General features: G+C 71.0%; 14 protein-coding genes. 5 read left to right on the forward strand and 9 right to left on the reverse strand.

What is annotated here, in order from left to right; all coding sequences use genetic code 11:
* Window positions 1-431 precede the first annotated feature (431 nt).
* The 4 genes from KK087_RS08685 to KK087_RS08700 form a co-directional block, all read right to left on the reverse strand.
* Window positions 432-641, reverse strand: a complete 210-nt coding sequence (locus KK087_RS08685) for a cold-shock protein (protein WP_214530120.1) — start codon at window positions 639-641, stop codon at window positions 432-434.
* A gap of 16 nt (window positions 642-657) precedes the next feature.
* Window positions 658-1,767 (reverse strand): fatty acid desaturase family protein, encoded by a 1,110-nt coding sequence (locus KK087_RS08690; RefSeq protein ID WP_214530045.1) that lies wholly within the window; start codon window positions 1,765-1,767, stop codon window positions 658-660.
* Window positions 1,768-1,900: 133 nt separating this feature from the next.
* Entirely contained in the window at window positions 1,901-2,944 is a 1,044-nt protein-coding gene (locus KK087_RS08695; protein WP_214564852.1) for a helix-turn-helix domain-containing protein, read from the reverse strand.
* Window positions 2,938-3,270 (reverse strand): hypothetical protein, encoded by a 333-nt coding sequence (locus tag KK087_RS08700; RefSeq protein ID WP_214564853.1) that lies wholly within the window; start codon window positions 3,268-3,270, stop codon window positions 2,938-2,940. The genes KK087_RS08695 and KK087_RS08700 overlap by 7 nt, the downstream gene beginning before the upstream one ends.
* A 184-nt stretch (window positions 3,271-3,454) precedes the next feature.
* Between KK087_RS08700 and KK087_RS08705 the strand changes: the two genes are divergently transcribed.
* Genes KK087_RS08705 through KK087_RS08720 form a run of 4 tightly spaced genes read left to right on the forward strand, consistent with a single transcriptional unit; the run spans window position 3,455 to window position 6,760 of the window.
* The gene (locus tag KK087_RS08705; RefSeq protein WP_214564854.1) at window positions 3,455-4,243 is read left to right on the forward strand and encodes a helix-turn-helix transcriptional regulator; all 789 of its coding nucleotides are present in this window, start codon (window positions 3,455-3,457) and stop codon (window positions 4,241-4,243) included.
* Window positions 4,236-4,949, forward strand: a complete 714-nt coding sequence (locus KK087_RS08710) for a GAF and ANTAR domain-containing protein (protein ID WP_214530049.1) — start codon at window positions 4,236-4,238, stop codon at window positions 4,947-4,949. The genes KK087_RS08705 and KK087_RS08710 overlap by 8 nt, the downstream gene beginning before the upstream one ends.
* On the forward strand, window positions 4,946-5,659 hold the full coding sequence (locus tag KK087_RS08715) for a GAF and ANTAR domain-containing protein (protein ID WP_214564855.1): 714 nt from the start codon (window positions 4,946-4,948) through the stop codon (window positions 5,657-5,659). Before KK087_RS08710 ends, KK087_RS08715 begins: the two co-directional genes overlap by 4 nt.
* A 54-nt stretch (window positions 5,660-5,713) precedes the next feature.
* Complete coding sequence (locus tag KK087_RS08720; RefSeq protein ID WP_214564856.1) at window positions 5,714-6,760, forward strand: LacI family DNA-binding transcriptional regulator; 1,047 nt, start codon at window positions 5,714-5,716, stop codon at window positions 6,758-6,760.
* Window positions 6,761-6,825: 65 nt separating this feature from the next.
* On the opposite strand, the gene KK087_RS08725 is transcribed toward KK087_RS08720, so the two are convergent.
* The 4 genes from KK087_RS08725 to KK087_RS08740 are packed head-to-tail and all read right to left on the reverse strand — an operon-like array spanning window position 6,826 to window position 12,505.
* Window positions 6,826-9,300: a glycoside hydrolase family 31 protein gene (locus KK087_RS08725; protein ID WP_214564857.1), complete on the reverse strand. Its 2,475-nt coding sequence runs from the start codon at window positions 9,298-9,300 to the stop codon at window positions 6,826-6,828.
* Window positions 9,301-9,310: 10 nt separating this feature from the next.
* Window positions 9,311-10,219: a carbohydrate ABC transporter permease gene (locus KK087_RS08730; RefSeq protein WP_214564858.1), complete on the reverse strand. Its 909-nt coding sequence runs from the start codon at window positions 10,217-10,219 to the stop codon at window positions 9,311-9,313.
* Entirely contained in the window at window positions 10,216-11,172 is a 957-nt protein-coding gene (locus tag KK087_RS08735) for a carbohydrate ABC transporter permease (protein ID WP_214564859.1), read from the reverse strand. Before KK087_RS08735 ends, KK087_RS08730 begins: the two co-directional genes overlap by 4 nt.
* A 25-nt stretch (window positions 11,173-11,197) precedes the next feature.
* Window positions 11,198-12,505 carry an ABC transporter substrate-binding protein gene (locus KK087_RS08740; protein WP_250900956.1) on the reverse strand — a complete coding sequence of 436 codons (1,308 nt, stop codon included), beginning with the start codon at window positions 12,503-12,505 and terminating at the stop codon, window positions 11,198-11,200.
* A gap of 327 nt (window positions 12,506-12,832) precedes the next feature.
* Here KK087_RS08740 and KK087_RS08745 point away from each other — a divergent pair, with 327 nt between their 5' ends.
* Window positions 12,833-14,662 (forward strand): BCCT family transporter, encoded by a 1,830-nt coding sequence (locus KK087_RS08745; protein WP_250893115.1) that lies wholly within the window; start codon window positions 12,833-12,835, stop codon window positions 14,660-14,662.
* A 154-nt stretch (window positions 14,663-14,816) separates the two neighbouring features.
* On the opposite strand, the gene KK087_RS08750 is transcribed toward KK087_RS08745, so the two are convergent.
* Window positions 14,817-15,971 carry a low temperature requirement protein A gene (locus KK087_RS08750; RefSeq protein WP_214564860.1) on the reverse strand — a complete coding sequence of 385 codons (1,155 nt, stop codon included), beginning with the start codon at window positions 15,969-15,971 and terminating at the stop codon, window positions 14,817-14,819.
* Between the last annotated feature and the right edge of the window lie 163 nt (window positions 15,972-16,134).

The following is a 16,134-nucleotide window of genomic DNA, read 5'->3' on the forward strand; positions in this document are numbered from 1 at the left end:
AACCGGGCATACCTGGCGGAACCGGGCGTGCCTGGTGGTACCGGGCATACCGAGCGGAGCCGGGCGTACCTGGCGGAACCGGGCATACCGAGCGTCCCTGGCGGAACCGGGCGTACCGACCGGAACCGGGCGTACCTGGTGGGTTCTTCCGACCAGGTACGCCCGTTCTTGCAAACCAACGCGCCCGCGATGGGAAGGAACGTGCGCGCAGACGGACGGGAGGCCCGGTGCCAGCTGGCACCGGGCCTCCCGTCCGTCCTGTGGGGACGCCGGGCCGGCGGCCGCCGCCGTCGTCACGTGCTGGGCGACACCTCACGCGCTCACGTGCGCGTGAACTGTCCGGCGGGGCGAGACTCGGCGCGCCGTGGCCACATGCGCAACGAGCAACGCCCCGACCGGAGCGGTCGGGGCGTTGCTCGTGATGGTGCCGATCAGCGGATCAACGAGATGTTGTCCGCCTGCGGGCCCTTCTTGCCGGGGCCGACTTCGTACTGCACGTGGTCGTCCTGGGCGAGCGGCCGGGAGCCGGTCGCCGCAACGATGCTGGAGAAGTGCGCGAACAGGTCCTGGGACCCGTCGTCCGGGTGGATGAACCCGAACCCCTTGCTGTGGTCGAACCATTTGACGGTGCCCGTGGGCATGGCGCTCAGCACGGCGTCAGTGGATGCGCAGCTGCGTGACCATGGGGCACGCGAAGGGGTCGCGGGCGGCGAGGCCGACGCGGTTGAGGTACCGGACGACGATGCCGTAGGAACGCAGCAGCGTGGTCTCGGTGTACGGCACGTCGAGGGTGTCGCAGTGGTCACGCACGAGCAGGCGGGCCTGCTTCAGCGCCGGACGCGGCATCGACGGGAACAGGTGGTGCTCGACCTGGTAGTTCAGCCCACCCATCAGGAACGACACCCACCAGCCGCCACGGATGTTGCGCGAGGTGCGCACCTGGCGGGAGAAGAAGTCGACCTTCGCATCGTGGGCGATGGTCGGCATGCCCTTGTGGTTCGGGGCGAACGAGGCACCCATCATCACGCCGAACACGGCCAGCTGCACCCCGAGGAACGCACACGCCATCCCGAACGGCAGGAACCAGAACACCACCGTCAGGTAGATCGCGAACCGCGCCACCAGCAGGGCGCCCTCGATGATGCGGTTCTTGACGTCGGCCTTCGTGCCGTTGCCGGTGACGATCGACACCACGGCGTAGCGGTGGAGGTTGATGCCCTCGAGCGTGAGGAGGGGGAAGAACAACCACCCCTGGAAGCGCATGAAGGTCTTCATCGCGCCGCCCTTCACGGCGGCGGCGTCCTCCGGCAGGAACCGGATGCCGTCCGGGGCGATGTCGGGGTCCTTGCCGACCGTGTTCGGGTTGCCGTGGTGGCGGGTGTGCTTGTTCATCCACCACGAGTAGCTGAGCCCCACCAGGAACGTGCCGAGCCAGCGGCCCGCACGGTCGTTCCACTTCTGGGACTCGAACACCTGACGGTGCGCGGCTTCGTGCGACAGGAACGCGAACTGCGTGAACAGCACGCCCAGCGCACCCGCCACGATCAGCTGGAACCACGAGTCACCCAGGAACGCGAACGCGACCCAGGCGAGGGCGAGGCTGCCGACGAGTGCGCCGAACAGTGCCCAGTAGAAACCGGTACGACGGCGCAGCAAGCCGTTCTCCTTCACCTGCGCCAGGAGCGCGGAGTAGGTCGAGGTACCCTTGCGGGCTCCCGTAGCGGGACGAGTGCGGGTGTAACCCGGAGCGAGCGGAGTGGTGGTCATGTGGACCGCCTTCCGGTACGGATCGGTCCTTCAACCGGTTCGAGGGAGTTCACGCGAGTGCGCTTGTGGCGACCCTAGGGGCCGAACTTGCGTGTTCACCGTGGTGTCCGGAACACGTTGTGGGCGCCTCCGATCAGCCCGCGTGACGCTCCGTACCGTCTGCGAAGCGGCCGGACGATGCGCGCAACGTCTGACCCGGGTACTCCCCGAAACGACGGAAGTAGGTGCCCGAGAACCGCCCCAGGTGCCGGAACCCCCAGGCCATCGCCACCTCCCCCACACTGGTCTCGTGACGGGTGCCGGACTCGAGCGCGGCGTGCACGCGGTCGAGCCGCATCCGCAGCAGGAACGTCATCGGTGAGACACCGTGCTCCCGCATGAAGGCCGTCTGCAACGTGCGGGGACTGACCCCGACCGCGTCGCAGATGTCGGCGAGGCAGAGCACCCGATCGCAGTGCCCGTCGAGGTAGGCCTCGGCGAGCTCGACCGTCGACGGGGTGACGGAACGCCGGACGACTGCGGTCACCCGCGTGCCGAACGCTCCGAGGACGGCCTCGACCAGTGCCACCTGCGCACCTGTGCGGGCACCGGACGTGAAGCCGTCGCGGGTGGCGGTCACCGCGACCTGCTCGACGCACCGACGCAGGTGCTCGAGCGCGCCGCCTGCCGGCTCGGCCCCGTGGGTCGGCAGCTCCGGCGCCGTTCCCCCCGATGACCCGCGCACGTGGTCGAGGAGCGACCGGTCGATGCTGACCAGCTGGAGTGTGCCCTTCGGGGCGCGCACCGAGAACGCCCCCGTCGTCGGCATGAGGACCGGCGTGCCGGGTCGGGTCTCGAGCACGGTCTCGTCGTCGACCGCGACACGCACGCCCCCGGTGCTCGACCACCCGACGACGATCCGGTCGATCGGCTCGAACACCCCCGAGAACCCGGAGGTCGCCGACGCCGTCACGAGGCTGACGCAACCGTCCCGCCGGGTCCGGTACCGGAACCGGAACGGCAGGCGGAACGGGTCCTCCTCGACGTCGAAGGCGACGTCCCGCCCGTGTCCGGCCTGGGCGAGGACGCGTGCCGCGAAGGCACGGTCGCTCCCCGAACGTTCGGTCCGACGGCGCTGACCGTCGATCCTGGCGGTGACGGTCCGGGCCGCGTCGGTGCCGTGGACCGCGGTCAGCACGGTGCCTCATCGAGGTGTTGCCCGCAGCGGTGCTCGAACCAGGCGCGGGCGTCCTGCAGCGTCGCGCGCCGGTCGTGCTCGTGCAGTGCCGCCATGAGCGTGCAGTCGAAACCGTCGCCGGTGCGCTCGATGAACCCGAGGAGCATGTCGGGGTCGCCCCAGGCCGCTGCGGCGTCGACGACGCGCCAGCACCCTGAGTCGACCGGCTGCACCCGGATGTCGGTCGGGTCCGTCGCGGCGAGCGCGCGGATCCGGTCGGTGTGGACGACCTGTTTCCACACGACCGAGTCGCTCATCATGGTCGAAATTCCCTGTGCGTGTCCCATCGCGCCTCCCTGTTGGTCCGATGTGGCGCACCGCTTCAACCGGCGGTGCACGAGACACTTTCAGTATCGGCAGGACAGTTCCCGTCACGTCAGGGGTTGACAGCAGACCGCGTAAGGCGGATCATCCGCGGTCTGCACGGCGGTGCTGGGAGCGCGCGGTGCAGCGGTGTCGTACGGTCGGCCCATGAGCGACGGGAGCACCGCGGTGCCGGACGGGCCACCCCGGCTCTCACGTGCGGTGCGGGACGCCGTTCGCTTCGTGCAGGAGCACGCGGCCACCCACATCACGGTCACGGACATCGCCGTTGCTGTCCAGCTGTCGCCCAGGAGCCTACAGAAGCGGTTCCAGGCCGAGCTCGGTCAGACGCCCGGCGTGTACCTGCGGGCCGTCCGGCTCGAGGGCGTGCGCCGCGACCTCCAGGCGGCATCGGGAGCGCCGGACCGCCGGACGATCGCCGAGATCGCCGAGCGGTGGCAGTTCAGCAACGCGGGGCGGATGGCCGCTGCGTTCCGGGCGGCCTACGGCATCGCACCGTCGTCCGCGCTGCGGTCCTTCGTGCCGGAGGACGACGAGGACGGGGCGCCGAGCCTGTCGGACCGGAACCAGCGGCGGTTCCGCCTGGTGCTGGACTGCGAGGTCGACGTCGACGACCCGAAGGCGGTGCTCGCCGGTGCCCTGCAGCGAGCCGGCAGCGGACCGTGGCGCGACTACCGGCCCGACGGCGGCAGCGAGGACCTGATGGCGTTCCTGCTCGGCAACGCGGTGCGGACGGTGGTGCGCGAGACCTCCGGTGTGACGCTGGTGGCCCTGGACGCGATGCTCCGCGTGCAGGACGAGCAGGGGTCGTACCCGCCCGCCGAGCTCCCGGCCTGGCGCGCCGGCCCACCGCCGAACACGACTGCGCCGTCCGGATCGTCCGACACCGCCCTGCGCGTAGGATCGAGAGACGGCAGGGAAGGTGCCCATGGATGACGCATTCGAGCGTGCACTCCGCGCGCTCCGCTCGGCGGACATCGCCGACGATCAACTCAGTGGGCCGTTCGCGCTCGCACTGCCCATGGGTGGTGTCGCCATCTCGACGTTCGGTGCCCTCTGCCCCAGCGAGACGGTGTCCGCGACGGACGAGGTCGCCACCCGCGTCGACGAGATCCAGTTCGACCTGTCCGAGGGCCCGTGCTGGACAGCCCTCGCGACCGACGCCCCGGTCCTCGCGACCGACCTCGTGCAGCGTCCCAACCCGGAGTGGCCGGCCTTCAACGAAGCCGTCCGGCGCGAACCCGTCGGCGCAGTGTTCGCGTTCCCGGTCGCGTTCGGGCCCTTCCCGCTCGGTGCGGTCGACGTGTACGTCCCGCAGCCGGCGACGATCGAGGACGACACCGTCCGGCAGGCCATGACGCTCGCCTCGGCCGTCAGTCGCCGGGTCCTCCGCCGAGCCCTCCGTTCCATCGCCGACGAGGACGACGCCCTGCTGGACCGGAGTCCGTCGTCGCGTCGCGTGGTGCACCAGGCCACCGGGGTCGTCCTCGCACAGCTCGACATCAGCCCCGAGGACGCGTACCTGCTGCTGCAGGGACACGCGTTCGCCCGCCGGACGACGATGCGTCGCGTGGCGGAGGAGATCCTGGACGGCACGGTCCGGTTCGAGAAACGCGGCGACCTGATCGAGGAGGTCCAGTGACGACAGCAGGCAGGGAAGCCCGGATCGTCGAGACGTTCACGACGCTGGCAGACACCCTGGTGGACGCCTACGACGTCGTCGAACTGTTGCAGACGCTCGTCGAGACCTGTGCCGACGTGCTCGGGATCGACGCCGCCGGCATCCTGCTGGCGAACGACGAGCAGGAACTCGAGGTGGTGGCGTCCACGTCGGAGGCCACCCGGCTCGTCGAGGTCCTGCAGCTCGACGCCGAGGCCGGGCCCTGCATGACCTCCTTCGCGACCGGCCGGACCGTGACGTGCCCGGACATCGACGCCGCCCCTGCGGAGTGGGCGATGTTCCGGACCGGCGCACTGGCGCTGGGGTTCCGTTCGGTGCACGCCGTCCCGCTCCGACTGGGGAGCAACGTCATCGGCACGCTCAACCTGTTCGGGACCGACACCGGTGCCCTCCCCGAGGCCGACCTGCGGGTCGCACGGGCCCTGGCCGACGTCGCGACGATCGGCACCCTGCACGAGCGCTCCCTGCGGGAGCACGAGGCCGTCCGGGCGCAGCTGCAGCGCACGATCGGCTCGCGCGAGGTCATCGAGCAGGCCAAGGGGGTCGTGTCGTACCTGCGGGGTGTCTCGATCGAGGACGCCTTCGCGGTGATCCGGGGGTACGCGCTCGAGCACCACGAGCCGCTCTCCGAGGTCGCCCGCGCGATCGTGCAGCGCCGACTCGTCCCCTGACGAGCGCGGCCGGTCCGACGGGGCCGTCGACCCTCCGCCCGCTACGGTGAGCGGATGGGCAAGGTCACGCTGCAGGACGTCGCCGCACACGCCGGCGTGTCGATGAAGACCGTGTCCAACGTCGTCCGCGGCTACCGGCACGTCAGCGACCCGATGCGCAGCCGGGTGCAGGCCGCGATCGACGAGCTCGGCTACCGGCCGAACGTCTCGGGCCGCTCACTCGCGACCGGTCGCTCGAACATGCTCGCCTTCGCGTTCCCGGATCTCCGTCGCCCGTACTTCGCCGAGCTCGCACACGTCTTCTCGCGGGTCTGCGCCGAACGCGGCTACCAGCTCCTGCTCGAGGAGACCGGCGGCGACCCGGACGGTGAGCGCTCGGCGGTGCGGGGGCGCGAGGCCGGCGTGGTCGACGGCGTGGTGATCCACCCGCAGGTGCTCACGCCGGAGGCGATCGACCGCATCCGCGGGGACACGGCCGTGGTGTTCCTCGGCGAGGACGTCCGGCCCCCGCACGCCGACCAGATCGTCATCGACAACGCCGGGGCCGCCGCCGAGGCGGTCGCACACCTCGTGGCGCTCGGCCGTCGGCGCATCGGGTTCTTCGGGCACGAGACCGGACCGTCGTCGCGCACGTCCGGACTGCGTCTGGACGGCTACCGCGCGGGCCTCCTCGACGCCGGCCTCCCGTTCGACGACGCACTCCTGGTCCCCCGCGAGGTCGGCGACGCCGCGGGCGCCGAGCTCGCCTTCGGCGCGGCGCTCGACGCCGGGCTCCGCGTCGACGGCCTGCTGTGCCGTGACGACCTGGCCGCGCTCGGCGCGCTCCGCGCGATGCGCCTGCGCGGCCTCGACGCGCCCGGCGACGTCGCGATCGTCGGGTGGGACGCGATCGGGCTCGGGTCGAGCCTGGTGCCGAGCCTGACCTCCGTCGCGCCCGACACGGTCGCACTCGCCGACACCGCGCTCGACCTGCTGGTCGAGCGGATGGACGGATCCGACGTACCCGGCCGCCTCGTCACGGTCGGCCACCGGCTGCTGGTCGGCGAGAGCGCGCCGTACGCGGACGGCACGTCCGACCGGGCGGCGCACCAGGGCGCCTGACGACGGACGGGAGGCCCGTGGCGGCGCCGCCACGGGCCTCCCGGCCTCGTCCCCGTCGTTCTCCGTCAGCGGCCTGCGGGCACCGACTCCCCCGGGTGCACGCTGCCGAGCAGCTCGACGACGACGTCCCGGAGGGCGTCGGGCAGGCCCACGGTGCCGAGCTCGACGATGCGGTCGGCGCGCGGCAGGTCCTTCGCCACGACCTCCCACGCCTCGAGCTTCTCCGGGTTGCCGGCCTGCGCGCCCTCGAGGGCCCGCCGCACGGCGTCGCGCGCATCGACCCCGACGACGGGTGCGCCGACCAGCGTGACCGAGCCGCCCGACGCCGAATCCACCGACAGGTCCACGGAGAACCGGTCGGCGGACCGCGCCGACGTCTCCTGCCCGTCGGCCGGAGCCGCGAGGAACGTGATCCGCCACTCGCGGTGGGCGGGGACGACGTCGAGGGCACCGGTCGTGGCGTGCACCCGGAACTCGGCGCGCTCGGGGTCCCAGGTCAGCCGGGTCTCCGCAGCGTGGTCACCGTCGCCCTCGCGGTCCTCGACCAGGGTGAAGGACCCGGCGGCGCCGGGGGCGACGAGGACCTCGAACGCGGTCGGGTTCGCGGTGGCGTCGAGCTGGTCCTCCGCGGCGAGCGGCAGCACACCCCCGGCGCGCAGCAGGACCGGCACCGTGTCGAGCGTGCGGTGCAGGTCGACGAACCGGTCGCCGGCGTACACCGTGCCGGTGAAGACGTCGGTCCAGGTGCCCGGCGGCAGCCAGGCCCGGGCCACTCCGTGCAGGCTGACCGGGTCGCGCGGGACGACGATCGGGGCGACGAGCAGCTCGGACCCGAAGGCGTAGGTGTTCGGCACCCGGTACGCCTCGTCGCGGCGGGGTTCCAGGTGGTAGAGCGGGCGGACCAGGGCGGTGCCCTCGGCGGTGCGGTGGTTCATCGTGTGCAGGTACGGCACCAGGCGGTGGCGGAAGCGGAGCGCCTCCCCCATCGCGGCGCGCGCCTCGGCCGGGAACACCCACGGCTCCTTGCGGATGAACGGGTTGTTCGCCGAGTGCAGTCGCATGATCGGCGAGAACACCCCGAACTGCACCCACCGGGTGGCGAGTTCGTCGTCGCGGACGCCGCGGGTGTGTCCGCCGATGTCGTGGCTCCACCAGGGGTAGCCGATGTTCGCGGCGGTGGCGGTGAACTCGGGCTGGAACGCCAGGGACGCCCAGGACACGACGGCGTCACCGGAGAACCCGACGGCGTACCGGTGGCTGCCCGGGCCCGCGTAGCGCGAGAAGGTCATGCCGTCGACGGGGGCCGGGACTGCGGTTGCCTCGGCGGTGGTGGCGGTTTCTGCGTCCGCGGTTGCGTCTCCGCCCGACGGCGCGTGTCGTGCGGAGTCGAGCAGGTGGAAGTGGTTGAGCAGCCATAGTGGGTCGACGCCGGGCAGCCCGGTCTCGCGGCCCTGCTGCCAGTCGATCCACCAGAAGTCGACGCCCTGCTCCTCGAGCGGGCGGTGCAGCTGCTCGAAGTAGGCCTGCAGGAACCGACGGTCCGTCGGGTCGAACGGGATCGGCTGCTCGGTGTCCGGGTCGACGCCCATCGCCCGCGCCAGCGCGGGGTAGGCGTCCTCGAACGCCCGCACGCCGTCGGCCGGGTGCAGGTTCAGGGTCGTGCGCATCCCCCGGCGGTGCAGCTCGGCGAGGAAGGCCTCGGGGTCCGGGAACAGCGACGGCTCCCACGAGTACCCCGTCCAGCCGTTGCCGAACCGTGGCGGCACCGAGTCGACCCGGTGCCAGTCCATGTCGATGACGGCGACCGAGAACGGCAGCTGCTCGTCGGCGAAGCGGTCGAGCAGCTCGAGGTACGAGGTGTCGCTGTACGGGTGGTACCGGCTCCACCAGTTGCCGAGCGCCCACCGCGGCATCCGCGAGGGCGGCCCGGACACGGCGTGGTACGTGCGGAGCGCAGCCTCGTAATCGCGGCCGTACGCGAAGACCGTGACGTCGCGGCGCCCGGGGACCCGCGTGCCGATCCAGCCGTCGTCGGCGAACAGGAACGACTCGCTGTCGTCGAGCGCGGTGATGCCGTCACGCGCCAGGATCCCCGGTTCGAGCGGCATCCGGCCGTCGACGTCGTCGAGGGTGCGACCGGTGCCGCCGAGGTCGCGCGGCTCCTGCCCCCAGCGCCAGCGGTTGGCGTCCGGGCCGGTGGTCTCGACGACCAGGCCGCTGGGGCTGAACGGGCGGCCGTCGTAGCGCAGGCGGGCGCGGTCGGTGGTGACGACGACGCCGGTTCCGGTGTGCTCCACGGTGAACGCCGGGACGGGCAGCCGGCGGCGCATCGCGAAGGTCGAGGCGCGGTCCTCGAACCCGCCGTCGTCGCTCCACTCGACGCGGAACGCCCCCGCGTCGAGGACGGTGATGCGCCAGTGGCCGCCGCTGACGACGGCCGCGGGGTCGGCGACCGGGTCCGAGCCGGGGAACGGGCGGATGGTGGGCAGGACGGTGCCGGTGCCGGTGCTGCTGGTCGTGTCGGTGCTGGTGGTGCTCACGTGGTGCCTCTCAGCTCTTGACCGCACCCTGCGTCACGCCGCTGATGACCCAGCGCTGCGCGAACAGGTAGACGATGATCGTGGGCGCCATCGCCATCAGGTACGAGGCGAAGGCGACGTTGTAGTTGGTGCCGAACTGACTCTGGAAGATGTTCTGCACCACGGGCAGGGTCTGCAACCCCGGGTCCGCCGTGATGAGCGACGGCATCATGAAGTCGTTCCACGACGCCAGGAACGCGAAGATCCCGACCGTCGCGTTCATCGGACCGAGGAGCGGCAGGATGATCCGCCAGAAGATCTGCCACGTGGACGCCCCGTCGATCCGGGCGCTCTCCTCGAGCTCCACCGGGATCGAGCGCAGGTACGCCGAGTAGAGCAGCACGCTGAACGACAGTTGGAACATGGCGTGCAGGATCCCGACGCCGATCGGGTTGTCGAGCCCGATCTCGGCGGTCAGCTTGATCTGCGGCAGCGCCACCACCGGGAACGGCAGGAACATCGCCGCGAGCAGGTAGACGAACGAGTACCGGAAGAACCGCTTGTGCCAGTTCCGGACGATCGCGTACGAGGCGAACGAGCTGAGCAGCAGCGTCGCGACGACGGTGAGCGCCGCGACGCCCAGGGACACCGAGAAGGACACCGGGAACCGGGTCAGCTGCCAGGCCTCGGCGAACGAGCCCGGGTTGAACGGGAACGGCAGCGAGAGCGCGTTGCCGTCGACGGACTGCTCGGTCGTCTTGAACGCCATCGAGAGGGTGACGTAGAGCGGGACGAGCACGGTCAGCGACGCGAGGCCGAGGACCACGGTGAGCGTCCAGTTCGTGCCGCCGAGGCGTCGGCGGTGGCCGCGGCCGGAGCCGGAGCCGCCGGTGGTCACCGCGCGGGTGTCGGTCGGGGGTCGTGTGTCGATGGCGGTCATGCGAGTCGCAGGTTCCTTCCGCGGGTCGCCGCGAGCTGCAGCACGGAGATGAGGACGGTGATGATGAAGAACACGGTCGCGTTCGCCATCTGGTAGGCGTAGTCGCCGCCGGTGAAGCCGCCGAAGATGGTCATCGCGACGCTGCTCGTCGCGCTGCCGGGGCCGCCGTTGGTCAGGCCGACGATGACGTCGTACGCGCCGAGGTAGCCCTTCACACCGAGCACGGTGTTGATGACGATGAAGCCGCCGAGCAGCGGGAGCGTGATCGCGCGCAGCTGCTTCCAGCCCGTCGCCCCGTCGAGCGAGCTGGCCTCGTACAGCTCCTCGGGGATGGACGTGAGGCCCGCCGTGTAGATGAGGAGCGCGCCGGGCACGGTCTGCCAGGCGGACACGATCACGATCGCGAGCCAGGCGAGGTTCGGGTCACCGAGGATGCTCTGCTCGAGCGGGCCGAAGCCGACGCTCGTGGCCAGGGCCGGCACGGTGTTCGAGAACAGGAAGTTGAACACGTAGGCGACGATGATCCCCGAGATCACCATCGGGATGACGAAGATCGAGCGCAGCCCGGCGGCGAACCGGATCTTCTTCGCCAGGGCGATCGCCAGGGACAGCGCGACGACCTGCGTCACGATGACGGTGACGACCGCGAAGCCGAGCGTGAACCCGTACGACGCCAGGATCGCGGGGTCGGACACGAGCGCCTTGTAGTTCTCGATGCCGAGGAAGTTCCACTGCCCGAAGCCCAGGTAGTCGGTGAAGCTGTAGAAGACGCCGACGCCGGCCGGGGCGACGACGAACGCCGTGAACAGCACGAGGGCGGGCACGAGGAACAGGTAGTACATGCCCTCCGTGCGGTGGAGGGAACCCACACGACGGTGCGTGCGGGACGCCGCGGTCGCCGGTCCGGAGGTCGCCGGGTCGGTGTCGTGGGAGAGCGGGGTCTGCATGGTCATGGTGACTCCTGTGTCCTGGTCCGGCTCAGACCGTCGCGGAACGGCCGGCGAGCCGCCGCCAGTCCGAGTCGAGTCGCTGCAGCATCGAGGTGAAGTCCCCGCTCCGGATCGCCGACTGCAGGTAGTTGCCGAGCGGGATCGACGTGGGGATGAAGGTGCCGGCGCCCTGGTAGAACGCCGCGTCGTCGACGTACTGCTGCAGTCCGGCGAGACGCTCGTCCTGCTGCGGCGGGGCGTCGATGCGGGGCGAGTACGCCAGGTTGTCGCGGTTGTAGGCGTCGATGACGTCGGGCTGCATGAGGAACTCGACGAGCTCCTTCGCCTCGTCCGGGTGCTGCGACGCCGTCGGGATCCAGAGCCCGAGGTCGATGTTGACGCGCGCCTTGCGGTCGGCCGGGTCGTTCGACACCGGCAGCGCGAACGTGCCGACGGGCAGGTCCTCGTCGATGAGCGCGATCTGCCCGAGCGCCCACGGGCCCTGCAGGTACATCGCGGCCTCGCCCTTGCCGAACGCCAGGTTGCCGTCGGCGTAGGCCCGGGTGGCGTGGTCGGGGTTGAAGAACGACGAGATGGTCTTCGCGCGCTCCATCGGCACCGCGAAGTCCTGCTCGAACGACACCTCGGAGTCGGGGCCGACGTCGGGCCCGAGCGCCTTCATCTTGCGGAAGAACGACCCGGTGTCGACGAGGCTGCCGACCGAGTAGTCGAACAGGCCCTGCCAGAGCGTCCACGTGTCGCGGTCGGTGGCGTAGATCGGGGTGATGCCGGCCTTCTGCAGGGTTCGGCACACCTCGACGAACTCGTCCCACGTCGTCGGGACCGGCAGGTCGTGCTCGGCGAAGATCCGCTTGTTGTAGATGACCCCGGCCGCCGCGAGCGAGTACGGCAGCACGCTCGTACGGTCCTCGAACTTGGCGTACTGGTTCGTGAGGGTGTCGATGTCCGGGCGGACGCGTGCCGCCGACGGCAGGTCACTGAGGTCGCTGAGCACGCCGCGCGAGATGTACCGCGCGAGTTCGAGGTTGTCGTTGAAGCACCCGACGTCCGCCGGTTCGCCGCGCACGAACTGCGGGGCGATCGCCCCCGTACTGTCGTGCACGACGGAGAACCCCGCGTGCTCCCCCTCGAACCGTCGCAGCAGCTTGTCGAAGTACGCGATGACCTCCTGCTTCTGCTCGTAGAAGCGGAGCGTCGTACCACCACCGGCTGCGCGTCCGGGGGTCGCGCACCCGGCGAGCGCCATGGTGCCGAGTGCGATGCCACCGGCCGCGCCCGCGAGGAACCCCCGCCGGCTCAGCGCGGCCTGGAGTGTTGCGGTCCTGCTTCCCACCATCGGGTCTCTCCCTCGTTGCGCATCGTCGCGCAGGCTCCTGTTTACAGCGCTGTAAAGCGTACGTCAACGTTGTAATCGCATGTGACAGTGGTCGGTGCGCCCACGGACGGGAGGCACGGTGCCAGCCCGCCCCGCGCCTCCCGTCCGCCGCGCAGCGCGTCCACCGCCGCGCGCCGCCACCTGGTGCGAGGTTCCGCACTCCGTGCGAGGGCCGGAGCGCCGCACCGAGTGCGGAACCTCGCACGGGGCGCACCGGGGGCGCACCACGGCGGCGCCCGCGACACGCCTGCGTGAACGCACAGAACCGCGAGCAGGCACCATGGACGGATGGCAAGCACCACTCCTCCCCTGCCCGGACCCGTCACGACCACACCGCAGTTGCGGCGGTGGGTGTTCTGGCCCGCCGCCGTCATCGTGCTGGGGTTCGTGGCGTTCACCCTGATCTCCCCGTCCACCGCCGAGGCGCTGTTCCTCGGACTGCAGGACGGCATCGTCAAGAACTTCAGCTGGTACTACGTGCTGATCGCAGCGTTCTTCGTCGGCTTCTCGCTGTTCGTCGGGTTCAGTCGCTTCGGTGACATCAAGCTCGGCAAGGACCAGGACGAGCCCGAGTTCTCGACCGGTTCGTGGTTCTCGCTGCTCTTCGCCGCCGGCATGGGCATCGGCCTCGTCTTCTACGGGGTCTCCGAGCCGCTCAGCCACTTCGCCTCCCCGCGCCCCGGCGTCACCGGCGGCGAGAACGAGCTCGCGCAGCAGGCACTGACCCAGACGTTCCTGCACTGGGGCCTGCACGCGTGGGCGATCTACGTCGTCCTCGGCCTCGCCCTGGCCTACGCGATCCACCGCCGGGGTCGCCCGGTGTCGATCCGCTGGGCCCTCGAACCGCTGCTCGGCAACCGCGTGCGCGGCGGCTGGGGCAACCTGATCGACGTGATCGCACTGGTCGGCACGCTGTTCGGCGTCGCGACCTCGCTCGGCCTCGGCGTCATCCAGATCGGCGCGGGACTCGAGAGCGCCGGCATCGCCGACAGCAGCCTCGTCAGCCAGATCGCGATCATCGCCGTGATCACCGCCGTCACGATCGTCTCGCTCGTCACCGGCGTCACCAAGGGCATGAAGATCCTGTCGAACTTCAACCTGATCCTCGCCGCCGCGCTGCTGCTGTTCGTGCTCATCGTCGGGCCGACGCAGTTCCTGCTCCGCGACTTCGTGCAGTCGATCGGTTCCTACCTGCAGAACATCGTCGGCCTGTCGTTCAACGTCACCGCCCAGCAGGGTGCCGAGGGCGTGGCCTGGCAGGGTGCCTGGACCACCTTCTACTGGGGCTGGTGGATGTCGTGGGCGCCGTTCGTCGGTGTCTTCATCGCCCGCATCTCCAAGGGCCGCACGGTCCGACAGTTCGTGTTCGGCGTCCTCCTGGTGCCGACCGCGCTCACGTTCCTGTGGTTCGCCGTCCTCGGTGGCACCGCGATCCACCGCCAGACCGACGGCTCGGGCGGCCTGATCGGCTCGGACGGCACGGTCGACATCGAGGGGTCGCTGTTCGCGGTCCTCGGCGACCTGCCTGCGGGCATGGTCCTGACCTACGGCGCGATCCTGCTCATCGGCGTGTTCTTCGTGACCTCGTCGGACTCCGGCTCGCTCGTGATGGCGATGATCGCGTCGGGTGGTGACATCGAGCCGAAGAACTGGCTGCGGGTCTTCTTCGCCGGTGTCGCGGCGCTGCTCGCCGTCGCGCTGCTGCTCAGCGGCGGGTTGAACGCGCTGAAGACGGCCGCGATCACGACCGCCCTGCCGTTCAGCGTCGTCCTGATCCTGACCTGCTGGTCGACGATCATCGCCTTCACCCGCGAGCGCCGTGCCTACGACAAGGCCGAGCGCGAGGTCCTGCTCGAGCACGTCGGCGCGTACTACGGTCTCGAGGTCGAGGCGCCGACCGAGCGTCCGGCACGGTCCGGGCTCGGACGTCCGTGGGCCGCGGTCAAGAGCCGCGTCCGGGGCAGCCGCGGGCCCGCAGCGCCGACGGCGGGCGCGGGTGCGCTCGACGACTTCCCGGTCCGGCCCGAGTCGGTCTCGGCCGACCCGGCCGTCGACCCGAGCCTCGACGCACGTCCGGCCTCCAGCGACACGTCGGCGACGGAGCAGCCGGAGCGCTGACGCGGCGCGCGCCGTGTGGTGCGAGGTTCCGTGTTCGGTGCGACGAACGTGCCCTCGCACCAGAGACGGAAGCGCGCACGGGCCGTCGACGCGACCATCTGACGGACGGGAGGCACGGTGCCAGCTGGCACCGTGCCTCCCGTCCGTCACCCCGTCAGGTGTCGTTCCGTGCGGACGCGACCTCGAGGGTCACGACGACCGCCGCCACGGCGAGCGCCGTGACCGGCAGCGACACCGCCGGCACCGCGATGGACGCGAGGACCACGAGCGTCAGGACGACGACCGCGGTGTTCGCCCGGGCCGACAGCGACGGCCGGATCGCCAGCGCCCAGATCGACAGCACGAACACCGCGACCGGGATCGCGACGGTCGCGGCGACCGAGGCGGACGAGAGCTCGACGTGGCCGGCGTCGGCGCTGACGGCGACCTCGATGCCCGCGGGAAGGGCGCCGGCCGCGGCGAAGACGAAGTAGTGGCCGTACCCGAACACCAGCGCGGTGGGCAGCGAACGGATGTGGGCGTGCTGCTCGCGGGAGAAGTAGATCCACCACATCCCGACGGTGATCACGAGCCCGCAGCCCGCGAGCGCCAGCAGGGCCCCCAGGTGCTCGGTGTCCGAGAGGGCGTCGATCACCGCCCCGGCCGAGGCCACCAGCCCCTCGCCGAGGACGATGAGGGTGAACAGCGAGAACCGCTCGGCCAGGTGCCGGGTGTGCCACGGAGCGGTCCCCGTCGAGGTCTGCGCCCAGACCGGCACGAGCAGCTCGGCGAGCACGAGGAACGGCGCCGCGTACGGCCAGACGTCGTCGGGCAGGGCGAGTGAGACCACCCAGAGCACCTGGACGACCGTGATGCCGACGGCGTGCCGGGTGGCGGTGGGCCGGTAGCGGGTGGAGGAGGCGGCGGCGCGGATCCACTGTCCGACCAGGGCCAACCGCATCACGACGTACCCGGTGATGCCGATCGTGAAGTCGTTGTCGACCATCGCCGCGTGCACCCCGGCGGCGAGGACGAGCACCCCCGCCATCTGCACGAACGTCATCACCCGGTAGAGCCAGTCGTCGGTGTCGAACGACGTGGCGAACCAGGTGAAGTTCATCCAGGCCCACCAGATCGAGAAGAACACCAGCCCGTACGACAGCACGGCGGAGGTGACGTGTCCCTCGATCTCGATCTCGTGCAGGTTCGTGGCGGCGAAGCCCACCGCGACGACGAACACCAGGTCGAACAGCAGTTCCAGGGGGCTGGCGGCGCGGTGCCGCTGGTCGGGGTCGCGCGGCACCATCCGGCGCAGTCCGATCGTGGTCATGGGCTCACGGTAGGGCCGCGCCCGTCGCGGCGCCAGCGCGCGGCACGGCGCGGCTCGCCGCTCCCCGGTCCGCGTCGGCATCCGCAGGACGCGGACTGCTGACGGCTTGCCCGGCGCTGCCGATCAGTCCGTGTGCAGGCCCCGCACCACCAGACCCAGCCGA

Origin of the sequence: Curtobacterium aurantiacum (genome assembly GCF_018598555.1) — a bacterium.
Classification (GTDB): domain Bacteria; phylum Actinomycetota; class Actinomycetes; order Actinomycetales; family Microbacteriaceae; genus Curtobacterium; species Curtobacterium aurantiacum.

Bases quoted from the DNA above. Each gene is read 5' to 3' on its own strand.
- KK087_RS08735 (WP_214564859.1), bottom strand. From the start codon at position 11,172: ATGACCATGCAGACCCCGCTCTCCCACGACACCGACCCGGCGACCTCC.
- KK087_RS08700 (WP_214564853.1), bottom strand. From the start codon at position 3,270: ATGGGACACGCACAGGGAATTTCGACCATGATGAGCGACTCGGTCGTG.
- KK087_RS08705 (WP_214564854.1), top strand. From the start codon at position 3,455: ATGAGCGACGGGAGCACCGCGGTGCCGGACGGGCCACCCCGGCTCTCA.
- KK087_RS08685 (WP_214530120.1), bottom strand. From the start codon at position 641: ATGCCCACGGGCACCGTCAAATGGTTCGACCACAGCAAGGGGTTCGGG.
- KK087_RS08730 (WP_214564858.1), bottom strand. From the start codon at position 10,219: ATGACCGCCATCGACACACGACCCCCGACCGACACCCGCGCGGTGACC.
- KK087_RS08750 (WP_214564860.1), bottom strand. From the start codon at position 15,971: ATGACCACGATCGGACTGCGCCGGATGGTGCCGCGCGACCCCGACCAG.
- KK087_RS08710 (WP_214530049.1), top strand. From the start codon at position 4,236: ATGGATGACGCATTCGAGCGTGCACTCCGCGCGCTCCGCTCGGCGGAC.
- KK087_RS08720 (WP_214564856.1), top strand. From the start codon at position 5,714: ATGGGCAAGGTCACGCTGCAGGACGTCGCCGCACACGCCGGCGTGTCG.
- KK087_RS08690 (WP_214530045.1), bottom strand. From the start codon at position 1,767: ATGACCACCACTCCGCTCGCTCCGGGTTACACCCGCACTCGTCCCGCT.
- KK087_RS08740 (WP_250900956.1), bottom strand. From the start codon at position 12,505: ATGGTGGGAAGCAGGACCGCAACACTCCAGGCCGCGCTGAGCCGGCGG.
- KK087_RS08745 (WP_250893115.1), top strand. From the start codon at position 12,833: ATGGCAAGCACCACTCCTCCCCTGCCCGGACCCGTCACGACCACACCG.